Source organism: bacterium (genome assembly GCA_023135785.1).
Classification (GTDB): Bacteria; CAIJMQ01; CAIJMQ01; order CAIJMQ01; family CAIJMQ01; genus CAZNJA01.
The window spans coordinates 1-21,509 of record JAGLSL010000012.1; the positions used below are offsets into that span (position 1 = coordinate 1).

The following is a 21,509-nucleotide window of genomic DNA, read 5'->3' on the forward strand; positions in this document are numbered from 1 at the left end:
CATACAGAAAATAAAGCAGCGGGATAACAAAAAGAGTGAGCATCAAGGCGCCTATCTGATTTATAAGACGGGTCAATTACCTTCTACAAAAAAGGAAGTATAACAATAGAGCTGATGCACAGCATTTTCACAGGTGCCTTCAGCCATTTTGTTGGGCATCTTTTATTCTGTATGCTCGCCACTTTGAGCTATCGTGACAGCAAATTGTCCAAATCTCTTTTATTCGTTTAATGAATCCCTTAGGGAGAGGCACACGTGCTTTTGGATTGTGGATAATCATTGATTCCTCAAACAAATTGAAGGCCAAAGAAAAAAATGAACAGTCGGAATACAGCACCGCTGAAATCAAACTATTGTCCTCAGATAGAAAAAACTTTGTGTCGATATCCGGTCCATTGACTTTCGGAATGCTCCCACAAGATTCGACACCTTCACCGACAACTCCTTTACCTTGGTCAACTATTACATAAGGGTTCCCTAAACCATGCGTTGCTCTCATGATTGTCGGCGGCCACAAGGTAGCCCTCGGACTGAGCTTCGATGAGCTAACAGCGATAATACAGACGTCGTTCGCTGACACTATTCCTTTTTCGAGATACTGCGTATACTTTTGCTTTTTATCCTCGAGTGCACTGCGGATACGTAAAACAATTTGTGCTACAGGAACTTTCCGAGCTATGGAAGCCCCACAAACTATCGGCGGAACCGAATTAGGCTTATGCTCATCTCCATGTCCGGGACAAATGGCTTCAATGAAAACCCTCTTCCTGTCTTTTTCGACGACAAAATCTGGTCCATAATCGGTGCTCTTTGGCTCATACCCTTCAAACTTCAACATCTTTGCCATCATCATTTCCCATAATCGTGCGTTTGTGTCTCGGTCGAGTTCCTGCTCGAAATGGGAATCTTCTAATCCATCAATAGATGAAAAAAGCTCAACAATTCTTTTACGGAGCGGAAAGAACTCTGAATCTTTAGGTAACCCTTTGAGGAAAATGCTATTCGGATATTTTTCAAAGATATTCATTATCCCATATTGCCCAACATCAAAACTCACCTATTGCTATGGAATGCAACTAAATAGCGGTCAGGTGAAGCGCATTGTTATGAGTTTTTTTTAGTCTCAATCTTTTCTTTGCATTCTAGGACATCTTTATTTAGTGTTTCTTGTAAATAATCTGAAAGATTGTTTATAAATTTTTTTGCATTTTGAAAATCATAAATTGCTGATCTATATTTCTTTAATGATTTATAAGCGCAACCTCTTAGGTAATAGGCATCTGCATTTTCTGACTCTGAAGAAATTATATTTGTTAATTGTTCGATTTCGCTGTTAGCTTCAGCTTTTTGAAGATTTTCTTTGATTTTTTTTAATGAGCATATGTTTCCTGCGACGACTAGACCACTTGAAATAAAAACAAATAGAAAAAGATGAAGGACATATTCAATATTGTTTATATTTAAGAATAACAAAATAATTATTATGACATAGGAAGCAAGTAAACAGTAATTCAAGGAATTTTCTGCTCCCTCTACTACTTTATTGGTCGGTATTGTAGGTTGTTTTAATTTTATATCTTTTGTCATTATTAGTTCATTTTTTTATGCTTAACATGTATTATACGGACTAAATAATAATCTGACAAATATTGCCAACTTATCCTATTCTACTCTTTCTCTGTCAAAAAACTAATAAAAATAGAACCGTCTGCTTTTCCCAATCAATTTTTTACTCACTTACTTTCAGCTTACTCCATCCCAGGAGGCGATTTTCTCCAAGGATATCCTTGCAAAGTCTCTTCAAAACCCAAATCAAAAAGCGCCTGCATTTCAACAGGGTCAAAAAGCTCTTTTGCTTTAGATACATGGGTTACCGGGATAGAGGCAAGATTAAAATCACCGTTCCTTGCTCTTGTAAAAACATATAAGTAAATGATGTCGCCTACGCTTTGGGTATTGAGCATCGTTTCAATGGTGCGTTCCGCTATAGCAGGTATTTTATCCGGAATCTCTTCCCAAACAGCATCTGTATAACCATTTCTAATAACATAAATTTTGTACTGTATCTTATAAATATCTACTCCTTTTTCTTCGGCGGCTTTCTCAATACCCTGGATAACATCATAAAGAAAAAACACCTGCTTTATTACCCCGCCGTCAACATGCATCTCATCATACTTTTCGTCATTAGCCTCCGCCTCTAAATAAACTGGAGGGAGTGCAATTGGAATGGACGCTGACGCTAATATGACTTTGCGAAACAACTTTAAAGCATTACCACCGCCTATGGACGCAATTTTGCCCATATCCCAAATAACAAGCTGTTGCGCATCCAAATTAGTAGTTCCCACATAAAGCCTGCGGCCTTTGTTATATTCAATAGTTATCTCTTTTAGTAATTCTGTATCAAAGTATCGTTCAATAAGATATTCCAAAGGCTTGGTGCTGGCAAAGGCATTACGAGATGGATGTATCCGTAAAATATCCTTTGTTGAATACTTAGTATATAATTCCTTTAATGTATCGTCATGCCCGCTTCCTAAAAAGGCAAGCGGCGCAATTATCGCTCCGGTACTTATTCCAGTAACAACCTTAAAAACCGGCCGTGTCCCGGACTGTGACCATCCGTTAAGTAATCCTGCGCCATAAGCACCGTTGGCAGCTCCACCCGAAAGAGCAAGTAGGTAATAAGTCTGTTTAGTTTTAAAATTAAAGAAAGAAGGTTCCCTTTTTTCTTCTTGTTCCAACAACTTAACAAAATCTTTCTTAAAAAAATCATTTGGGCTTCCACTGAACGCCCTGATGTCTTGCATGCCGAAAACTCGGACATCATTTAATAAATTTTCTGGGACAGCGTGACGCACTCTTGCGCAGCCGGAAATAAACAAGGGAATAAACAAAATGATTATACTAAACAAACATGATCGCTTTTTTATCTTTAGGCACATATACATTAAACTCTCCTATTGTAGCAGGGCTAACCTTTCTTAAATAGTGTGAACTTGTTGCTTTTGTGTTCAGATTTAAGTGAATTTTTTTCACCACAAACAAAATACGGACAGCTAAAGTATTTTTTCTTGTCATTACACCAATCCTCTCTCCCTTTTTTATCTAAATGGATACCTTTTCCAAGAATCTTACACATATAGAAAACTTTTCCGGACCGATTAGACTTCTTAAGATATGGACAACTCATAATTTATCAAGGACAACTAACATAATCTTTTTCAAACTCTCCAGTCTTTGGCCACATATAATACCTAATGGTATTCAACAAGCCCATTTTAATAATTCTACGTCCTGAAGTAACCGCATGTAAATTGCATAAATAACGAATTTTATGAATTTTTCTCAAGATAGAGGAAAATTCTGTATCTTCAAGAAAATATACAGGGAACCCTCCCACTTCTTCAAAGATTTCCTTTCTTATGGCAATTCCACAGCAGCCAGGAAGAGTAGGCTGTCCAATTTTGTCTTTTATTACGAAGTAGAAGTTGGCAACAACTTCAGAAAAGAGCAACTTGGGTTCTCTTTCTTTAAATCTGAACCAACCGCAAAAGGCAGATAAGTCTTTATTACTTGCAAATACTTTATATGCTTTTTGTAGGTATCCTTGAGGCAAAATAGTATCTGCATCAACAAAAAGTAAGTATTTACCTTTTGCGGATTTAGCGCCATAATTACGCACTGCTCCTACAGCTTTGGATAGACTGTGAACTACAAGATTTGTATATCTTCTTGCTATCTTTAGTGAATTGTCTTTACTCCCGGCATCACTAACTATTACTTCGTAATCGAAACTTACATTTTGACTGCAGATAGACATAAGGGCATCCTCAAGATATTTTTCTTCATTAAAAACTGGAATAATTATACTCAGTTCCATTTAGCTTGTTTGAAATTTCCTAAGGACTTCTTTCTTAAAGAATTTTATCGAATCATTATCCTTGGTAGAAGATAGATAAAAAGGCTCAGAAAATTCCACTTTAATCTTACTCCATCCTATTTTTTTATTAGATGCGGGAAGAACTTTTTCAACTCCTTCTATCATCGCAAGAATAACGGGCACTTCTGCCTTTGTTGCAGCAAAAAATGCTCCTTTATAAAAAGTTTTCTTGTTTATCCCACCTTGAGGAAAAATCACTACAATTTCTCCTCCTTTTAATAGCCCTATTATCCTCCGTAATCCACTTATAGACGATTTATCCTGCACAGGAATTGAACCAATCCACCTCGGGATAAGAGAATAGAAGGGATGATGAAACATAAATTCGGCAGAAGTGAATCTCGGTGGTCGCGGAAGAGCACAGGCAAGGATAGGCCCATCCAAAAAAGACTTATGTTCTGCAATTACTACCATACCTTCTTCTGAAAGATTTTTTAAGCCTTTTATTCTCATTAAAAATAGTATCTTAAAAAGAACCTTCCCAATTTTCGTCGCATATTTGTAAGAATCTCTTAAACTACGCATAGATAGTAATTTTTTTGCTTTTTCTATTTTCTATCAAATCTTGGAGCTGACATCTCCCTTCAAATATTCTCTATTCCATACTATCTCAGATAACTTCCGATACTTTCTGTTATAATCAGATAGCTGATTATTTTCAATAAAAGCACGTTTTGTCAGTCTTCAGATATAGACAAGGCATAATCTCTCTTTTTTGATTCGACTTTCTTACCTTTTAGCTTCTCTGTTAAAGGATACTGCTTTCTTTTCATCTCTTCATATTTCTTTCTCATTCATCTCCAATCACTCTTCTACTTACTTCTTTTCTTGTTCGATGAGCGATATCGTCTAAGATGCTGTAAACTGTAGGAACAATTATTAGAGTTAAGAAAGTAGAAACTACCAGCCCTCCAATAACTGCTAAAGCCATAGGAGCTCTCAACTCTGAGCCTTCTGAGTTGCTTATAGCCATAGGAAGCATTCCAAATGTAGCCGTAGCTGCCGTTAATAAAACTGCTCTTAATTTAGTTACTCCCCCCTGAATAAGCGCGTCATTTTTACTCATACCCTTAGATCTAAGCTGATTAACGTAATCCACAAGGACTATCCCATTATTAACTACAATACCGGTAAGAATAATGACGCCGAGAAGAGAAACCATAGAAAGACTATTGCCGGTTAATAACAGTATCAAAATTACACCAGTTATTCCAAATGGAACGGTAAACATCACTGTAAAGGGATGTACCAACGATTCAAACTGGGCAGCCATAATCATATATACCAATAATATTGCTAAAATAAATACAGTGCCTAAGGCAACAAATGTCTCACGCATTCGTTTTGCCTCCCCGCCATATTCTACGAAATACTCTGAGGGCAAATTTGTCTCTTTTATCTTGGCTTTTATATCATTTAATATGCTTCCTAAATCCCTATCAGAGAAGTTAGCGGTAATAGATGTTTTCCTCTTTTGATTTTCCCGGTAAAGCTTAACAGGGCCTTTCCCTTCCATAATCTTTGCAACATCCTCTAAATGATGTTGAGAACCAAGACTTGAAAAAATAACCGCGCGTTTTACATCATCAAAGGTTTGACTATCTTCGTCTCGATATTGTACTCGCAGGTCAAATTCATCACCAGCTGTCCGGTAGCGGGTAGCAACCTGACCTTCAAAGTTAGCCCGCATAACAGAAGCTATCTGACCAACATTTAATCCTAATTGAGATGCTTTATCTCTATCTATCACGAACCGTAACTCTGGCTTGCCGCTTCGAAGAGTTGTATCTATATCATAAAGACCTTGTATCGGCTTTATTTTGGTCACGATCTCATTTGCTATCTGCTCTAATTTAACCAAATCCTTGCCAAATATTTTTATCTCAATAGGAATCTGTCCCGTGCCTCCTGAGGTAATAAATCTGGCCAGATCAAGAAACTCGATTTTGGTTCCTTCAATTTGAGGAAATTGCTTACGAATAGCATTTTGTATTTGCATACTTGAACGCTTTCGTTTGCTCTTATCCACTAAATGAGCAAATATCATTGCCTCATTTACGCCGGTATTACCTATCCCACTGCCACTAAAGGCAATATCCACCTTTGACCCTTCCATTAACCCGGTAAAAGTTCCTAAAACATCTGCTTCTTTCTGCCGCATCATAATATCTTCTACTTGTTTAACCACCCGGTCGGTTTCATCCAAACTTGTGCCAACAGGTGTCTTAACTTTAACTATAACTAACCCGGGGTCAATTACCGGCATAAATTCTTTACCCACAAAAGGCAAAAAACACATACTCAGAGCAAATATCACTACGGCTGCTACAGAAACCTTAACACGGTGGCGAAGAGCAATGACAAGAGTTTTCTTATACCAATCTTTTAAGAAATTGAATCCTCTTTCACCAAAATCCTTTTCGTAATCTTTTTTTGATTTCTCCTTTTTAAATATCTTAGAGGCCATCATCGGGATTAAAGTAAGGGCGGTAAATAAAGAACCGATAAGCGCAAAGGTAACAGTGAGAGCCAATCCCTGGGAAAGTTTTCCCGCGATGCCCGTGGCATAGATTAAAGGTAAAAAGACAGCGATAGTAGTAAGAGTAGAGGCAGTAATAGCCGTACCCACTTCACTTGTGCCTACAATGGCTGCTTGCCTTTTATTCTTACCTTCCTCTAAATGCCGGAAGATATTTTCAATAACGATAATGGCATTAGAAACAAGCATACCTACCCCCAAGGCAAGACCGCTCATCGTCATTATATTCAGGCTAAAACCCGCGAAATAGACAGCGATAAAGGTAGCCAAAATCGATAACGGAATAGATAAAGCAATGGCAAAAGTCGGCCGCCAATTACGCAAAAATAAAAAAAGAATTATAACCGCTAAAAGTCCACCCCAGATAGCATCACTGGCAGTAGTAGAAATCATCAGTTGAGTAATCCTCCCTTGATCCAAGGCAGTATATATCTTAATATCAGCGGGAAGATCTTTTCTTACCTCTTTTAATTTTTCCTTTATGCCGTTTGCTACCTCCAAGTCATTTGCTCCCGATTCCTTAGTAACGGCTAATATAAGGCCGTTCTTTTTATTGGTGCGGCTATAGTTTCGGACCTCAGTATGGGTATCATAGACTTCGGCAAAATCCTTTAGATATACCGGCTTCTGCTCTCTGACAGTAATTACTGTATTTCTTATCTGGTCTAAATTTTCAAATTCTCCCAGTGTGCGCAAAAGATACTCTGTATAACCCCTGGTAATATGTCCACCGGAAAGATCGAGATTCTCATATCTCAAAGTAGATATTACCCGCAGAATAGGAATATTAAGCGCTTCAAGTTTTTCTTTATCAATCCTTACCTGAATCTCCCTTTCCCGCCCACCCATAATCATACAAGTGGCAACACCATCAACCATCTCAAGGCGGTCTTTTATCTGGTCTTTAACTAATGTTCTTAAATCTCTTAAATCTCTTTCTCCGGTAATTCCCAAAGCGAGAATGGGAATAATCGACGGGTCAAACTTGATAACAATAGGTTTATCTATGCCTTCAGGGAGAAAGTCTTCAACTACTCCAATGGCATCGCGCATATCCTGGGCAGCAAAATCAACATTAGTGCCCCACTCAAACTCCACCATTATAATAGAGATTTCTTCCTGGGAGACAGAATCTACTGTCTTGACATTCTTAACTTTGCTTACTGCTGCTTCAATGGGCTTTGTAACAAGAGTCTCTATATCTTCTGAGGCAGCGCCTTCATAAGTGGTAATAACCGAGGCTGTAGGATAGGTCAAATCAGGCATAACCTCTACAGTTAACTTGGATAAAGATATTATCCCCAAGACGACAATAATACCAATTAACATCAAAACCGTAATAGAACGATTTACAGAAAATTCAGGCAGATTCATTGGACATTTCCCTTAGTTTCTATAAGGACATTTGCGCCGTCCTTAAGGCCATAATTTCCCTCTATAATTATATCTTCGCCAACACTTAGCCCTTCTATAATCTCTACAAAATCTTTTTGATATATTCCCGTTTCTACTTTCTTCTTGTGAGCAACAGAACTATTAACAATAAAAACAAATTTGCGGCTATTTTCGCTAAGGACTGCCTTAATGGGTACAATAAGAGAATTTTCTTTTTTCTCTAATATAATATTCACCCTGGCAAACATTCCCGGCTTAAGCCGATAGTCTTTATTGAGAACCTTTACTTCCACTTCTGATGTCCGAGTGGCAAGGTCAACCATAGGGGCAATCCTTGTAATCTTGCCAAGAAAAACCTCGTCGGGATATGCATCTACCCTAACTTTTGCCTCAGCGCTTTCTTTTAATTTGCCTAAATATTTTTCAGAGACGTTTACCAACACCTTTACTGTATCAATATTAGCTACCATAATTACCGGAACTCTCATCATCGGACTTACACTCGGCTCGACTTGAGAACCTTCATCTAAAAATTTCTTTATTACCGTTCCGTCAATTGGTGATTTAATCAATGCCTTCTCGTATTTCATACCTTCTATATCCCTATCAATCAATACCAGAACATCATCTTTTTTTACTTTATCTCCTTCCTTAATAAGAAAGCTATCGATCTTTCCCGGAATCTTACTCATCAAGGTCACCATTTCCTGGCCGGCAATATTGCCTACGCAAGATATTTGAGCTTCGATTTCACCTTTTATAACCTGAGCTACTTTAACAGTGGAAATTCTCGCCTCTGTTTGACGCCCATCATTATTACTTTTTATGCTCCCGATAATCCTAAAGCTACCAAGTAGCACTAAGAAAGCTATCAATATCAAAATTACAGGTTTCTTCATAATTATTCGCCTCCTAATTTTTCTGCCTTCGCCAAAGCTTGCTCTTTCGCCAAAGCTTTGGAGGATAGGTCAGCAGGCAGGCCTATTGCTTTTTCTAACCTTGCCTGACTCAAAATACAATTATATATTGCTTCAAGATGATTTGTCTGGCTTTCAGTTAAAGCCAATTGAGTAGCCAATACTTCTACATTATCTACCCGGCCGTTTCTGTATCCGATTCGTGTACTGTTCAGACTTTCTTTGGCCTGGATTACTGCTTTCTCTGATACCTTGATCCTCTTTTTAGCCTCTTCTAAATTCAATAGAGCCCTTTTCACCTCTAAAGCAATCCCATCCCTAAGCTGAGTTTCAAGGTGCCCTAATTCTCTTAAAGCGGCTTTTGCCTGGCCTACCTGTGCTTTAGTCTCACCCCAATTCCAGATGTTTACACTAGCGTTTACTCCCACCATCCAATCTTCTTTCCATTTTATAATAGGCTCATCGCCTTTGTGATATTTATAGTTTCCGAAAAGCCCCACTTGGGGCCAATAATTACTTTGAGCTATTCCAATACCAGCCTTTGCCATCTCAATGTTGTGTCTCATTTTATAGATTTCAGGCCGGTGCTCCTGAGCCTCTTTAAGTAATTGCTCTAGACTATAGTCCTGTTCTATAACCCTTAATATATCAACTACTTCTATTGACGAATTTAGATTTCTGCCCAATATGGTATTAAATAAAGATTTTGCTAACTCAACACCATTTTCGGCTTTGATGAGTGCCTGCTCTACATTTGCCAATTGCACTTCGGTCCTCAAAAGGTCTATATTTGGAACAGTGCCGGCATTATAGAGACCTCTTACGGTCTCAAGATGAGCCTTCATCTGCTCTACTGCATCCTGACAGACCTTCTTATACTTCTGGGCTACTAATATCCCAAAATAGGCCTCCTTAACCTGTAAAATTAGATTTTGCCTTACCTCTTCATAATTATATTTTGTAGCTTCTAAATTGTTTCTTGCCTGCTTATTTAAGGAAAGAATTTTCCCTCCCGTAAAGAGTGGCTGCTGAACTACAGCCTGGGCATTATACATATCGTCGTCACCAACTTCTATTGATAGGGCATCGGGTGTAAAAACGCCTGCTTCCAAATCCAAACTCGGCGATTCGTTTAAATGGGTATAGGAAGATTCTACTTTCAGCTTAGGCAGAAATAAGGTTTTTGTCTCCCAGCTTTTTTCTTTGGCGCCGGTTATTTTTTCCGAAGCAGCTTTTAACCCGTGATTATTCTCTAATGCTATATCGATACTTTTTTCTAAAGTGAGGAATTTAGGCATATCCTTATCTTGCTTTTGGTATTCTTGAGCAAAAGAATTTGCAGTCAAAAACATAAAAGAAATTAGAGCAGAAATTACCATATATTTTATTCCAAATAAATTCATCATTATATCTTCCTCATTTTTCTTTATTCACGTTAGAGCCTTGGAGTAGAAACTATGCCTTCAAAGTAAATCTTTAGGATTATGGGTGCCCTTTCCGAAAGGGGATACTTCTTGCCTTCAACCTGCCACATATAGATTAACCCGTTGAGCATATTACTCAAGACACCGATTGCACCCTTAATGTCTAACTTTTTAATCTGACCCGATATTTGCCCTTCCCGAAAAATCTCCTCCATCTTGCCAATATAGGTATAGTAATGCTGAAAATATCTCTTATACATTCTTTCCTGAAGCTCAATTGGCGAACGAAGCAGAATTCCAATCATCTCCGGATTACTCTCAAAAAATCTTAAATAAGCTCTTACTGCATTTTCTATTTGCCCTAAAGGACTCTTCCCTTTTCCAATCTCCCTTAGCACTGAGTCCTTTAAATTGTCGAGCCCCCTCTCGACTGCGGAGAGGAAAAGGTTCTGCTTACTTTCAAAATACTGGTATATTGTCCCCTTTCCTATCTTTGCCAGATGTGCTACCTTCTCCATAAGGGTCTTGGAGAATCCCTTTTTAGAAAAAACATTAGTGGCTGCATCCAATATCTGCTTCTTTCTTCTGTCTATAAGCCCTTCTTTTTTACTATACATCCCAAACTTCCATTTCCTTGTCCTCCCAATTTAGTTGACCGACCAGTCAGTCATAATATACACTATAATAAAAATCGTGTCAATAGGTTGTTGGATTAAAACTCCCCAATTTTTCTATGTTCCTTTCGCATGCTGCAAAAATTTTTGAGGAAACTTTTCTAAAAGTGGAAAAGAAAATACTAAAAGGACAGCAGGAAGGAAAGCCAGAATGTTATTTTTTTAACCTGACTTGCGTTGTCTTCTTTTTTCATACAGAAAATAAAGCAGCGGGATAACAAAAAGAGTGAGCATCAAGGCGCTGAATGCTCCCGATATAACTGTAACACCCATAGGCGATTTAAAAGCAGTAGCTTTGCCAACACCAAAAGCAAGGGGGATCATTGCGGTAATCGTAGTAAAGGTCGTCATAAGACACGGCCTTAATCTTACGGAACTTGCTTCCACAATGGCATCAAGCGGTTTCTTACCCTGCTCAATAAGCGTCTTTGCGAAATTAATAATAAGGATGCCATTGTTCACACCTATACCGGTTAGAATCATAACTCCAAGAAGACTAAACATATTAATGGTCTTGCCAAAAATAAAAAGACCGAAAAGTATTCCAATCATTGCCAATGGTAAAGCTGAGATTATAATGAACGGTTCGAACCAACTTTCGAATTGGGCTGCCATTACCAAATAAACGAGAATAATGGCGATAAGTATGGCAGTTCCTATATCGCGAAAAGCCTCCTGCATCATCTTTATATTTCCACCCGTATTTAAATTGACCTCACGAGGAACATTTATTTCTGTCAGTTTTCTCATAAATTCATTTGCTACAGTTCCCACAGGTTTATTGGTATTAGCGGTGAGAGTAATGCTTGGTTGACGATTATATCTTTGTCTTTGAGTAGGACCTGATGTTTCCTGTATGTCGGAAATTTGTTTTAATAAAAATATGTCGTTCATTCTGTTGGATAAAGGAATATTCTCTAAAACCTGTCTTTGTTTTTTCAATTTTTCGGGTATAGTGACGCGTATATCATATTCGTTTTCACCCTCGCGAAACGTTGTAGGCACAATACCTTCCAAAGCCGCGCGCACATTTAACGCCACAGAATTAACATCCATATCAACATCTGCTAATTTTGCGCGATTGATTGTAAAATTTATTTCGGGTTTTCCGGGATGATAAGAATAATCCGCATCCAAAATACCGGGCGTATTTTGTAAAACTTTTAGAATGTCCTTTGCCGCGCTTGTAACAATTTCATGGTCTGGTCCGGTAACATAATATGTAATTGGCGCGCCGCCGCCGCCAACACTTGAGCTTATTTCTTGAACATTAATAGTGGCTCCCGGCAAAGACGCAAGAAAATGTTTTGTATCCTTTAACAATTCTACCGCCGAGAGGCTTCTATCATCTTTCCAATTGATTACTATTTGCGCATATTCGGGTCCCTGAGAGCCGACACTAACCTCTCCGCCTGAAACTGCGCCGATAGTGGTAAAAGTGCTGTCCAGTTCCGGAATTGTTCTCAACTTTTCTTAAATTTGCTTTACCATAGATTGTGTTTTTTCTAAATTTGTCCCGGCCGGCATTCTTATCGTTATGGAAGAAACGCCTTGGTCCGTTTGGGTGGCAAATTCCGACCCGATCATAGGAAGAAGCGCAATACTTGCAATTAGGAGTCCAATAACGATTCCAAAAACTAATTTAGGCCGTTTTAATACAATGGGCAAAAAATCTTTATATTTGGCTTTTAAAAGTAAAAACCCCTTTTCCCACTGTCTTGATAACCAAGTTTCTCTGGTAACATGTAAAAATTTGCTTGATAACATGGGAATTAATGTAAATCCGACACAAAAAGCAATGATTGTGGCAAAAATTTGCACCAGACCGAATTCTTTGAAGAACTGCCCCATCAGTCCCGCCATAAACACAATAGGCAAAAAGACCACAATATTGGTGCAAATAGAAGCAATCACAGCAGGGGCAACCTCCATAGTAGCTTCTTCAGCCGCCTGTTTTAAATTTTTACCCAATTCTTTCGTATGCCTGTGAATATTTTCCAGAATAACTATGGAACTATCGATAAGAACTCCTACGCATAAAGCTAAACTTGTAAGTGTAAGAATATTAAAACTAAAACCCGTCATATACATAAAAAACATAGTCCCTATAAGCGAGACCGGTATTGTTATGCTGACAATCAATGTGCTTCCTACTCCGTGCAAGAATAAAAACAGAACAATACCCGTAATAATAACCCCTAAAAACAAATTGCTCCTGACATCCGCAACAGCGTTTCTTATAAATAAAGAATCGTCAACGACCACTTTTAATTCATAACCCTCCGGCAAAACTTCATTAAGTCGAGCAATTTCCGACCTTACATTATCCACAACTTCAATTGTATTTGAATCCGGTTGTTTCTGGATAGTCAATGAAACTGCGTCTTTTCCGTCTATCCTTGCAGTATCTCTGACTTCAGCATAGGTATCTTTTACTTCGGCTAAACTTGAAAGATTCACTTTTCTCGTCTGTCTGGTTCTCTGGTCCATCAAAGGGATTTCAAGAGAACTTATCTGCGATATATCAGTAAATTCGGCATCTGTTCTGCCGGATATTTCTAAATCCCCGCTGGAAAAATGACCTGCGGGCAAATTTACGTTTTCAGATTTCAACCTATTAGATATATCAAGTAAAGTTATCCCATAAAATTTGAGTTTATCCGGCACCGCTTCCACTCTTATTTCCCGCCTTAATCCGCCTACGATGTCAATATTGCCGACCCCCTTGACCGTTTGAAGAATTGGTTTTATGTTATCTTTTGCCTGCTGATAAACACTTTGCAAATCAGGGCCTGAAAAAGCTATATAAAGAATAGGGCTTGCGTTAATGTCGAGTTTAAGAATTTCGGGTTCTTTCACATCGTCAGGTAATTGCTCTCTTATGGAAGAAACTTTTTCTCTGACATCCGAAGCAGCCACATCTGCAGAAACATCCATAGTAAATTCACAGATAATAATTGAAACTCCTTCCGACGATACGGATTGAATATTTTTCAAATTATTTGTTGTGCTAATTGCATCCTCGAGAGGTTTTGATATCAACGTTTCTACCTGGTCGGGACCTGCGCCCGGATACAAAGTTTTAACCGTAACGTAAGGAAGGTCGACATTGGGCATAAGCGTAACATTTAACTTGAATGCCGAATATACGCCTATAACCGCCAATGCCAAGAAAAAGACGGAAATAAAAACCGGTTTATTTATAGCTATTCTGGGTAAATTCATAAAATAATCCTCGTTATCAAAAAATGAATAGAAATATATGGAAATATATTGCCTTGTTACAACGCATTTCTATCATATTTCTACCGTATTTCTATGTATATCCACTGTGGATTTAATTGTCTCCTTGCACACTGCTTAAAGTATAAACTTCAAATTAGTTTCCTTCTATAACCTTTACAAGTGAACCTTCTTTAACATTCTCTTTCCCGAAGGTTATAATTTTAGTTCCAAAATCTATCCCCGATATAATTTCAAACTTATCCTCAGACCTATTGCCCAATTTTACCTGCTTTTTTACTGCATGGTTATCTTCGACAGCAAACACAAAATATTCCATACCTTCTTTTATCAGCGCCTTGTTTGATAAGGTCATAATATTTTCCTTTGTGTCGACCAAGATTTTACCCTGCAAAAAAATTCCGGGAATTATATTGTTGGACATGTCTTCAAAGTTTATATATACGTCAAACAACCTCGTATTTGCGTCCGGAGCGCCGGAAATTCTTGTAACTTGCCCTTTTAATTGTTTAATGGTCGACACATCAAGTGTTAGTATTGCGCGCTGACCGATTTGTAAACCGGAAATATCCTTTTCGGCAACTTTTACTTGAGCATTTAACTTTTGAGGGTTATATAGGCTGATTATAGATTGCCCTGGGCTAATAATTTCACCGACATCGGCTCTTCTTATCCCCACAACTCCGTCAAAAGGAGCAAATATGCCGTGGTCTTGGATATTCACATCTACTATTCTTAAATTATCTTTTGCAACTTCAAGTTGAGCATAAGCGGATTCAAGAGTTTGCTTTGCAGTTTTAAAATTCAGTTCAAATTGCTCCAATTCTCTTTTAGAAATCGTGCCATCTTTGAACAAATTACGCATCCTATCTAAGTTTCGCTTTACATCTTCAAACTGCGCTTGAGACTGATTTAGATTATTTTCAGCAATTTTTACCTGATTTTGCGCTTGGGTTTTTTGAATTTCTAAAGAAGAAGTATCTATTTCAACTAGTTTTTCCCCGTCTATAACAACATCACCTGCATCTTTATGAAATTCTAATATTCTGCCCCCAGCTTTACTCGAAAGATATGCATCCTCCTCACTGCCTACTCTGCCTGTTACATTAAGAAATTCGAGCAAAGAATCAGGTCTAATTTCAACTGCTTCTACGGGAATCCCTTCTTTTTCTTGAATTTGAGTAATACTTAGAGGTAATTTCGCGTTAAATTTTTGAATTATTATTAAAGCAATTACTCCCAACAAAAGTACTGATATTATGACTGTTATTTTTCTCATCTATTCTCTCCTATTTTAGTAACTATAAATTTTGCAATACCTGAAACAAAAGCAAGTATTATGCAAACTATTCCCAAGCGAATCGAGAAATTACCACACTATGAGCCATACATCCGGATTCCAGCCCATGTTGCACAAATGGACTAAGCTGAGTAGCACTCAGTAATAAACAGTGTTCCTGCAAAACCACTCAACAGAGTGAAAATTCCTAAGATATCCTTAATATTTTTTCATTTTCAATTTTTAATCTTTAATTTTTGCTCCCATCGCTCTTTCAAGTTGCGAAAAGGCAATATTATATCCATAAAGAGCTTGATAATAACTTGTTCTTGCCTGACTAAGTAAAACCTGCGCATCCAAAACGTCCGTATTTGTCGAAAGCCCCTCTTTGAATCGCAATGAAGTATCGCGGAAATTTTTCTCGGCTTCTTTTACTGCTATCTCCTGCACTTTTATCTTTTCTTTTTCCGATAGCAATGTGAAATACGCTTGTCTTACTTCAAGTTCTATATTATTTACAAGAAGTTCTAAACTGCTACGCGCTTGCTCAAATTGAGCTTTTACCTTTCTAACTTCGTTTAAATTTTCTCCCCAGTCCCATATATCCATTTCTACCGATACAATTGCGCTCCAGGATTCTTTCCACTCATCTATAGGAACCTCCGCTCCTTTAATTTTATCCCACTTTCCGATAAGCGAAACTTGAGGCAGAAAAGAAGAACGTGAAATGCTTACTCCGCTTTGTGAAATTTTCATCCTGCTGTTGGCTTCTTTTATTTCAGGTCTTGAATTAATTGCTTGGCGCATAGCCAAAGAAAGGTCAATATTATAATCATCTAAATATAGTACATCTTCTATCATTACCTCTTGCCCGAGGTTTCTATTCAAAAGACTGTTAAAATAAGATTTTGACAATTCTAAGGCATTATTTGCATCTATTAGGCTCTGCCGAGCGTTTGCTAAAGCAACTTTTGCTCTTAAAACTTCAACTTCGGAAACAAGCCCCTCTTTAAAATATGCTTCTACGGTATTAAGATGAGCCTTTGTTAAAGTTACTGACTCTTGTGCTACTTGCTTAATTTTCCCCGTGCCCAAAACTTGGAAATACGCCTTTTTAACCTCCAAAATCAGATTATTTTGGGTCGATTCTAAGTAGCTTTGACTCACTTTAAGGTTTTCATTTTGCAAATTATATGCAGGCAAAAGACCCCCGTGAAAAATAGGCTGTACTAAATTCAGATTGTAATCGTAAATCTCATCATCGCTTAAAACCACTGATGCCATTTCGCTTTTTTCATCTAAACGCGTATAAGAAGAAGAACTGTAAATTTTAGGAAAGAAATAGCTTAACGCCTGGTTTTTTTCCGCTTGCGCTTCTTTTATTTTTTCATTGGCTAATTTTATGGATGCGTTATTCTCCAACGCAATAGATACACTTTGTTTGAGAGTAAGCACGTCCCCCTGCGCAAAGACAAAAAACGGCAAACTAAATATAACCAAAAAAATGGATTTTTTCACAGCAGTTTCTCCATTTTTTTGGTTACCTCCATGAAATTTTTCCTATCTTGGGCAGAAAACCCTTTAAAAATGGAAATAAACAGTTCGTTGGATTGGTTTTTAATTTTTGATATGACTGTGTTACCTTTAGGCGTAAGAGAGATTATTATTATCCTTCTGTCGGAAGAAGAAAAATCCCTCTTCACTAATTGCATTTTTACGAGTTTATCAACTAAACCGGTTACAGCCGGAGGAGTTACAAAAAGATAATCAGCAATTTCACGCATAGTAGTTTCACCTCTATCATTAAGATGCTCAAGAATATGATATTGGGGAATTGTTATTTCTCCCTGGCTCAATTCGTTAGATAGTTTTGCTCTCATTTTTCTCTGTAGCCGAGAAATACTTTCTGCTATTTTTTCTATTTCCTGCATAATACCCCCGTAATCCCTCTAAAAACTTAACATTCTTAATAATTAAGAACGTTAAGTATATCATAAAAACATTTACAGTCAATCCGCCCGCCACTGAAGCAATGGCGGGCGAGATTGACCTCGCCAGTTTGTAGTGGAGGGTCAACCCCGTTAGAGACCCGCCTGCCAAATCTTGGCAGGCAAGTATTTCGTGCTTCAAATTTTAAATACTTACGTTACTCTAACCGATACGGGCTTCCTGCTCATCAATCACTATTGTGCTGTTCTGATAGTGTGTCATTCCCGCAATCTTTAAGCGGGAATCTCTACCTCCTGCAGGCAAAAATGAGCATATTGGATGCCCGACTAAAGCATTCGGGCATGACAAAACTGCCAACTCGTCTGGGCAGACGAAGTCTGACCGATAACTAATTTGACAATACACTATCTTATATCCAATAAGCAATCTATTAAATCTCTAACAGGGTCAAACTTGAATTGATATTAGATTATATGATAGATTGCATTGTTAATATTACCAAAGACAAAAAATGGAAAAAGGAACCGAATTTCAAATAGGCGGCGAAACTTACGTTTTTGACAAACTTGTAGGTCAAGGAGGAATGAGCCAAGTATACACCGCTTACAAAAAAACTAATGACAATGCAGAAACACACTATATAGCAGTCAAATTCCTCCCTCCTAGTATGGAGAGCGACAAGAGAAGAATCAAAGCGTTAAGAGAAGAATTTAATATTATAAATAAGATACCCGACCCTGAAAGTTACAACATAGTAAAGATATATGATATGTTGAAACTAAAGGATGGATATTGTCTGATTATGCCGTATCTGCAGGGCGGCAACCTTATAGAAAGAGTAATAAATAGGGAAAAGACTACAGGGGAAAAGTTCCCTTTCACGGAAAAAGTAAGAATTGCAAGAGATATAGCATATGGGCTTGCATATTTACATGCTTACGACATAATCCATGGAGACGTTAAACCGTCCAATATTCTATTCAATGAAGAAGGACGCGTAAGGATAACCGATTTTGGTTTATCACATTTTTCTTCCAATACATTTTTCCATATCCTGTCTCGCCTGTTTTTGGTTGGGCTTTTACTTAAGAAAGATTTAAAAGGCGGAACTCCTGCCTATATGAGCCCCGAACAACTTAAAGGTGCAAAACCCGACAAAGGCGTTGATATCTACGCTTTGGGAGTGCTTTTATTTGAGTTGTTTACGGGCACTTTGCCTTATTCTCCTTATGCGTTTTCCAACAACAGAAAAAGCATTATAAGAGGATATTATATGGCTAGAAAAAGAGACCGCAATTCAATGACAGTAAAAAGCCAGCTTCTTCATCTCCCGTTTTCATTACAAGAAATAATTCTGGGATGTTTGATGTTTGATAAACAAGACAGATTCCCCACGATTGGCAGCGTCTATGTCAAATTAGACCAGATAAGATAGTTTTCTAAATAATTTCTAATACCTAATTCCCAATTTCTAATGAATACTGAAAAATTAAAAAGCATTATTAAATCTGCTTTAATAGAAGATTTCGGCCCCGAATCAGAGGGTTCTCAGTTCGAGGCAGGCAAAAAGGATATTACTACAGAAACTATTATCGGAGATATTAAAGTCAAAGCCGTAATCATCAGTAAAAACGAAGGCGTAATAGCTGGTTTAGATATTGCAAATACCGCATTTCAACTGGTATCAAAAAACACAAAATTCAAGAAACTAGTAAAAGATGGCGATAAAGTTCATAAAAACCAAATTCTTGCAATTTTAGACGGTAAAGCAAAAAAAATACTGATTGCCGAAAGAACTGCTTTAAATTTTTTGAGCCATTTAAGCGGAATTGCAACATTGACTTCAAAATATACAGAAAAGATCAAGCCCTACGAATGCAAACTCCTTGACACCCGGAAAACAACTCCCCTTTTGAGGGAAATGGAAAAATACGCAGTAAAAATGGGAGGCGGACATAACCATCGCAAAGGGCTTTATGATATGGTGCTTATAAAAGATAATCATCTTAAACTTATATCCTATTGTGAAATAAAAAAGGTTATAGATTCGGTTAAAAAGAGAATCTCAAAGAGCGTCAAAATAGAAGTGGAAGTTGATACATTAGACTCTTTTAAGAAAATATATGATTGCAAAGTAGATATAATCATGCTTGACAATATGAGCCCCGACAAGATGAAAAAAGCAGTCCAATGGATGAAAAAACAAAAAGCACTAGCAAAATCTAAAAAAATAATTCTCGAAGCTTCAGGAGGAATTAACCTTTCAAATATAAAAGAAATTGCAAAAACAGGCGTAGATTTAATTTCCATAGGAGAAATAACACATTCAGCGCCTGCGCTTGATGTAAGCCTTGAAATAATAAATATAAAATCCGAAATACGAATCTCGAAATACCCCCTAGAAATTGCTAAGCAATTTCAGGGACTAAGTCCTCGGAATTCTTCGAATTCCAGAGGGGAAACAAATTCAAAATTATAATGTTCAAATTTTTCAAATTGACACCGGGTGTCATTGCGAGAAGCCCCGCTGAAAGCGGGACGACGAAGCAATCTTGTTACTCACGTTTGAGATTGCCACGCCCTCATAATATTCGGGCTCGCAATGACAAGAACTTCTTGTTTTTGATATTAGCCAAATAAAATGAGACGTGTTATGGATATACTCCCGAAAAACTTTGAAGCTACACTCAAGACGAAGATTATCGGTCATCCTCTTTACCTTTACACCCAACTTGATTCCACACAAACAACTGCAAAAATTTTAGCGGAAAACGGCGCAAAAGAAGGCGCCACTATCCTTGCATATTCTCAAAAAAAAGGAACGGGAAGAAACGGGAAAAAATGGTTTTCTCCCAAAGGAGGAGTTTGGTTCACTGTAATTTTAAGGCCTTCTTTTTCCTTAGAACAAACAAACATTATAAATGTAATTTTTACCACTGCCTGCGCAGAAGTTTTGCATTCTTTTAAAATATCTAAACCCACAATTAAATGGCCCAACGACATATTGATAAACGGTAAAAAAATATGTGGGATACTAACACAGACGAAAAGCGGGAAAGACATAGAATATGCTTTAGTAGGCGTAGGTATAAATCTAAACGCTGAAATAAAAGATTTTCCGCCCAAGCTGAGAAATACAGCCACATCCCTTAAAAATGAGACCGGAAAAGAAATAAAATTAGACATATTTTTAACGTTACTTTTAGAAAAAATAGAAGAATATTATATTATGCTGAAAGAAGAAAAATCTAAAATCATTCAGACAAAATGGGAAAAATTTTCTTTAAACGGAACATAGTTCCGATTACAAAATAAACAAAATGGAGAATAAACACGTATGCTTTTGGCTATAAACATTGGCAACACCAATATAAATATGGGATTATTTGCAAACAAAAAATTGGTTTCCTGCGTGCAAATCCAAACTCAAAAAAAACCAACCGCTAATTATTATAAAGCCGTTTTAAAAAATCTTTCACCATTCAAAAACATTGAAGCGATTGCAATCTGTTCTGTTGTTGCATCATTAACTAACCCGTTTCAAAAATTATTAAAGAAACACTTAAAGTTGAAATCAATTATCGTAAAAGAAGATTTAAATCTCGGGATAAGATTAAATTATAAAAAAAAGCAGTTGGGCGCCGACAGAATAGCAAATACAGTGGGAGCTTACTGCCTATACAAAAAGGGCTGCATAATAATAGATACCGGCACAGCCATAACCTTCGACATAGTTTCTCCCAAAGGCGTATATTTAGGCGGAGCAATAGCGCCAGGTATAGGCATTTCCTCAAAGGCGCTTTTTTCAAATACAAGCCTGCCTAATATACAAAACCTGAACAATACGAAATTTACAATAGGCAAAAATACAAACGAAAACCTGCAAATAGGGATACTGCACGGATTTGCTTATATGATAGAGGGAATGCTCAATAAATTCAAAAAGAAATTGAATTTTAAACCGCTTATAATACTTACAGGCGGGGATGCAAAAAAAATAAGTAAAATGGTAAAATTTTCTCATATAGTCAATCCATACCTAACTTTAGAAGGAATAAGAATCATATATGAGGAAAATGTCCGAAAATAAACGAGGTTGACAGTTGAATACCGCCGATAAAAATGTTAAGTTCATATAAAAA

At 37.4% G+C, this 21,509-nt stretch carries 20 protein-coding genes; 4 read left to right on the top strand and 16 right to left on the bottom strand.

Annotated elements, in window-relative coordinates; genetic code table 11:
• Positions 1-139 precede the first annotated feature (139 nt).
• From KAS42_01145 to KAS42_01220, 16 genes are all read right to left on the bottom strand, one after another.
• Positions 140-1,027, bottom strand: coding sequence for a hypothetical protein (locus KAS42_01145; GenBank protein ID MCK4904838.1), 888 nt, complete (start codon positions 1,025-1,027; stop codon positions 140-142).
• Positions 1,028-1,104: 77 nt separating this feature from the next.
• Positions 1,105-1,587 (bottom strand): tetratricopeptide repeat protein, encoded by a 483-nt coding sequence (locus KAS42_01150; protein MCK4904839.1) that lies wholly within the window; start codon positions 1,585-1,587, stop codon positions 1,105-1,107.
• A gap of 161 nt (positions 1,588-1,748) precedes the next feature.
• Entirely contained in the window at positions 1,749-2,900 is a 1,152-nt protein-coding gene (locus tag KAS42_01155; GenBank protein ID MCK4904840.1) for a patatin-like phospholipase family protein, read from the bottom strand.
• Positions 2,901-2,910: 10 nt separating this feature from the next.
• The gene (locus KAS42_01160) at positions 2,911-3,084 is read right to left on the bottom strand and encodes a hypothetical protein (GenBank protein ID MCK4904841.1); all 174 of its coding nucleotides are present in this window, start codon (positions 3,082-3,084) and stop codon (positions 2,911-2,913) included.
• A gap of 118 nt (positions 3,085-3,202) precedes the next feature.
• Positions 3,203-3,886, bottom strand: a complete 684-nt coding sequence (locus KAS42_01165) for a glycosyltransferase (GenBank protein ID MCK4904842.1) — start codon at positions 3,884-3,886, stop codon at positions 3,203-3,205.
• On the bottom strand, positions 3,887-4,471 hold the full coding sequence (locus KAS42_01170) for a 1-acyl-sn-glycerol-3-phosphate acyltransferase (GenBank protein ID MCK4904843.1): 585 nt from the start codon (positions 4,469-4,471) through the stop codon (positions 3,887-3,889). It lies immediately after the preceding gene.
• Between the two features lie 265 nt (positions 4,472-4,736).
• Complete coding sequence (locus KAS42_01175; protein ID MCK4904844.1) at positions 4,737-7,859, bottom strand: efflux RND transporter permease subunit; 3,123 nt, start codon at positions 7,857-7,859, stop codon at positions 4,737-4,739.
• Entirely contained in the window at positions 7,856-8,779 is a 924-nt protein-coding gene (locus KAS42_01180) for an efflux RND transporter periplasmic adaptor subunit (GenBank protein ID MCK4904845.1), read from the bottom strand. Before KAS42_01180 ends, KAS42_01175 begins: the two co-directional genes overlap by 4 nt.
• A gap of 2 nt (positions 8,780-8,781) precedes the next feature.
• Entirely contained in the window at positions 8,782-10,203 is a 1,422-nt protein-coding gene (locus tag KAS42_01185) for a TolC family protein (GenBank protein MCK4904846.1), read from the bottom strand.
• Between the two features lie 29 nt (positions 10,204-10,232).
• On the bottom strand, positions 10,233-10,838 hold the full coding sequence (locus KAS42_01190) for a TetR/AcrR family transcriptional regulator (protein MCK4904847.1): 606 nt from the start codon (positions 10,836-10,838) through the stop codon (positions 10,233-10,235).
• Positions 10,839-11,057: 219 nt separating this feature from the next.
• Entirely contained in the window at positions 11,058-12,362 is a 1,305-nt protein-coding gene (locus KAS42_01195) for an efflux RND transporter permease subunit (protein ID MCK4904848.1), read from the bottom strand.
• Positions 12,363-12,368: 6 nt separating this feature from the next.
• Positions 12,369-14,120, bottom strand: coding sequence for an efflux RND transporter permease subunit (locus KAS42_01200; GenBank protein ID MCK4904849.1), 1,752 nt, complete (start codon positions 14,118-14,120; stop codon positions 12,369-12,371).
• A 154-nt stretch (positions 14,121-14,274) separates the two neighbouring features.
• On the bottom strand, positions 14,275-15,417 hold the full coding sequence (locus KAS42_01205; protein ID MCK4904850.1) for an efflux RND transporter periplasmic adaptor subunit: 1,143 nt from the start codon (positions 15,415-15,417) through the stop codon (positions 14,275-14,277).
• Positions 15,418-15,660: 243 nt separating this feature from the next.
• A complete protein-coding gene (locus KAS42_01210; GenBank protein ID MCK4904851.1) occupies positions 15,661-16,935 on the bottom strand; it encodes a TolC family protein in 1,275 nt (424 codons plus the stop codon).
• Positions 16,932-17,348: a MarR family transcriptional regulator gene (locus tag KAS42_01215; protein MCK4904852.1), complete on the bottom strand. Its 417-nt coding sequence runs from the start codon at positions 17,346-17,348 to the stop codon at positions 16,932-16,934. Before KAS42_01215 ends, KAS42_01210 begins: the two co-directional genes overlap by 4 nt.
• A 220-nt stretch (positions 17,349-17,568) precedes the next feature.
• Complete coding sequence (locus KAS42_01220) at positions 17,569-17,715, bottom strand: hypothetical protein (protein ID MCK4904853.1); 147 nt, start codon at positions 17,713-17,715, stop codon at positions 17,569-17,571.
• Positions 17,716-17,878: 163 nt separating this feature from the next.
• Between KAS42_01220 and KAS42_01225 the strand changes: the two genes are divergently transcribed.
• From KAS42_01225 to KAS42_01240, 4 genes are all read left to right on the top strand, one after another.
• The gene (locus tag KAS42_01225) at positions 17,879-18,802 is read left to right on the top strand and encodes a serine/threonine protein kinase (GenBank protein MCK4904854.1); all 924 of its coding nucleotides are present in this window, start codon (positions 17,879-17,881) and stop codon (positions 18,800-18,802) included.
• 39 nt (positions 18,803-18,841) lie between these two features.
• Complete coding sequence (gene nadC, locus KAS42_01230; protein ID MCK4904855.1) at positions 18,842-19,846, top strand: carboxylating nicotinate-nucleotide diphosphorylase; 1,005 nt, start codon at positions 18,842-18,844, stop codon at positions 19,844-19,846.
• Positions 19,847-20,020: 174 nt separating this feature from the next.
• Positions 20,021-20,665, top strand: a complete 645-nt coding sequence (locus KAS42_01235; GenBank protein ID MCK4904856.1) for a biotin--[acetyl-CoA-carboxylase] ligase — start codon at positions 20,021-20,023, stop codon at positions 20,663-20,665.
• Positions 20,666-20,704: 39 nt separating this feature from the next.
• Positions 20,705-21,457, top strand: coding sequence for a type III pantothenate kinase (locus tag KAS42_01240; protein MCK4904857.1), 753 nt, complete (start codon positions 20,705-20,707; stop codon positions 21,455-21,457).
• The last annotated feature ends 52 nt before the right edge of the window (positions 21,458-21,509 follow it).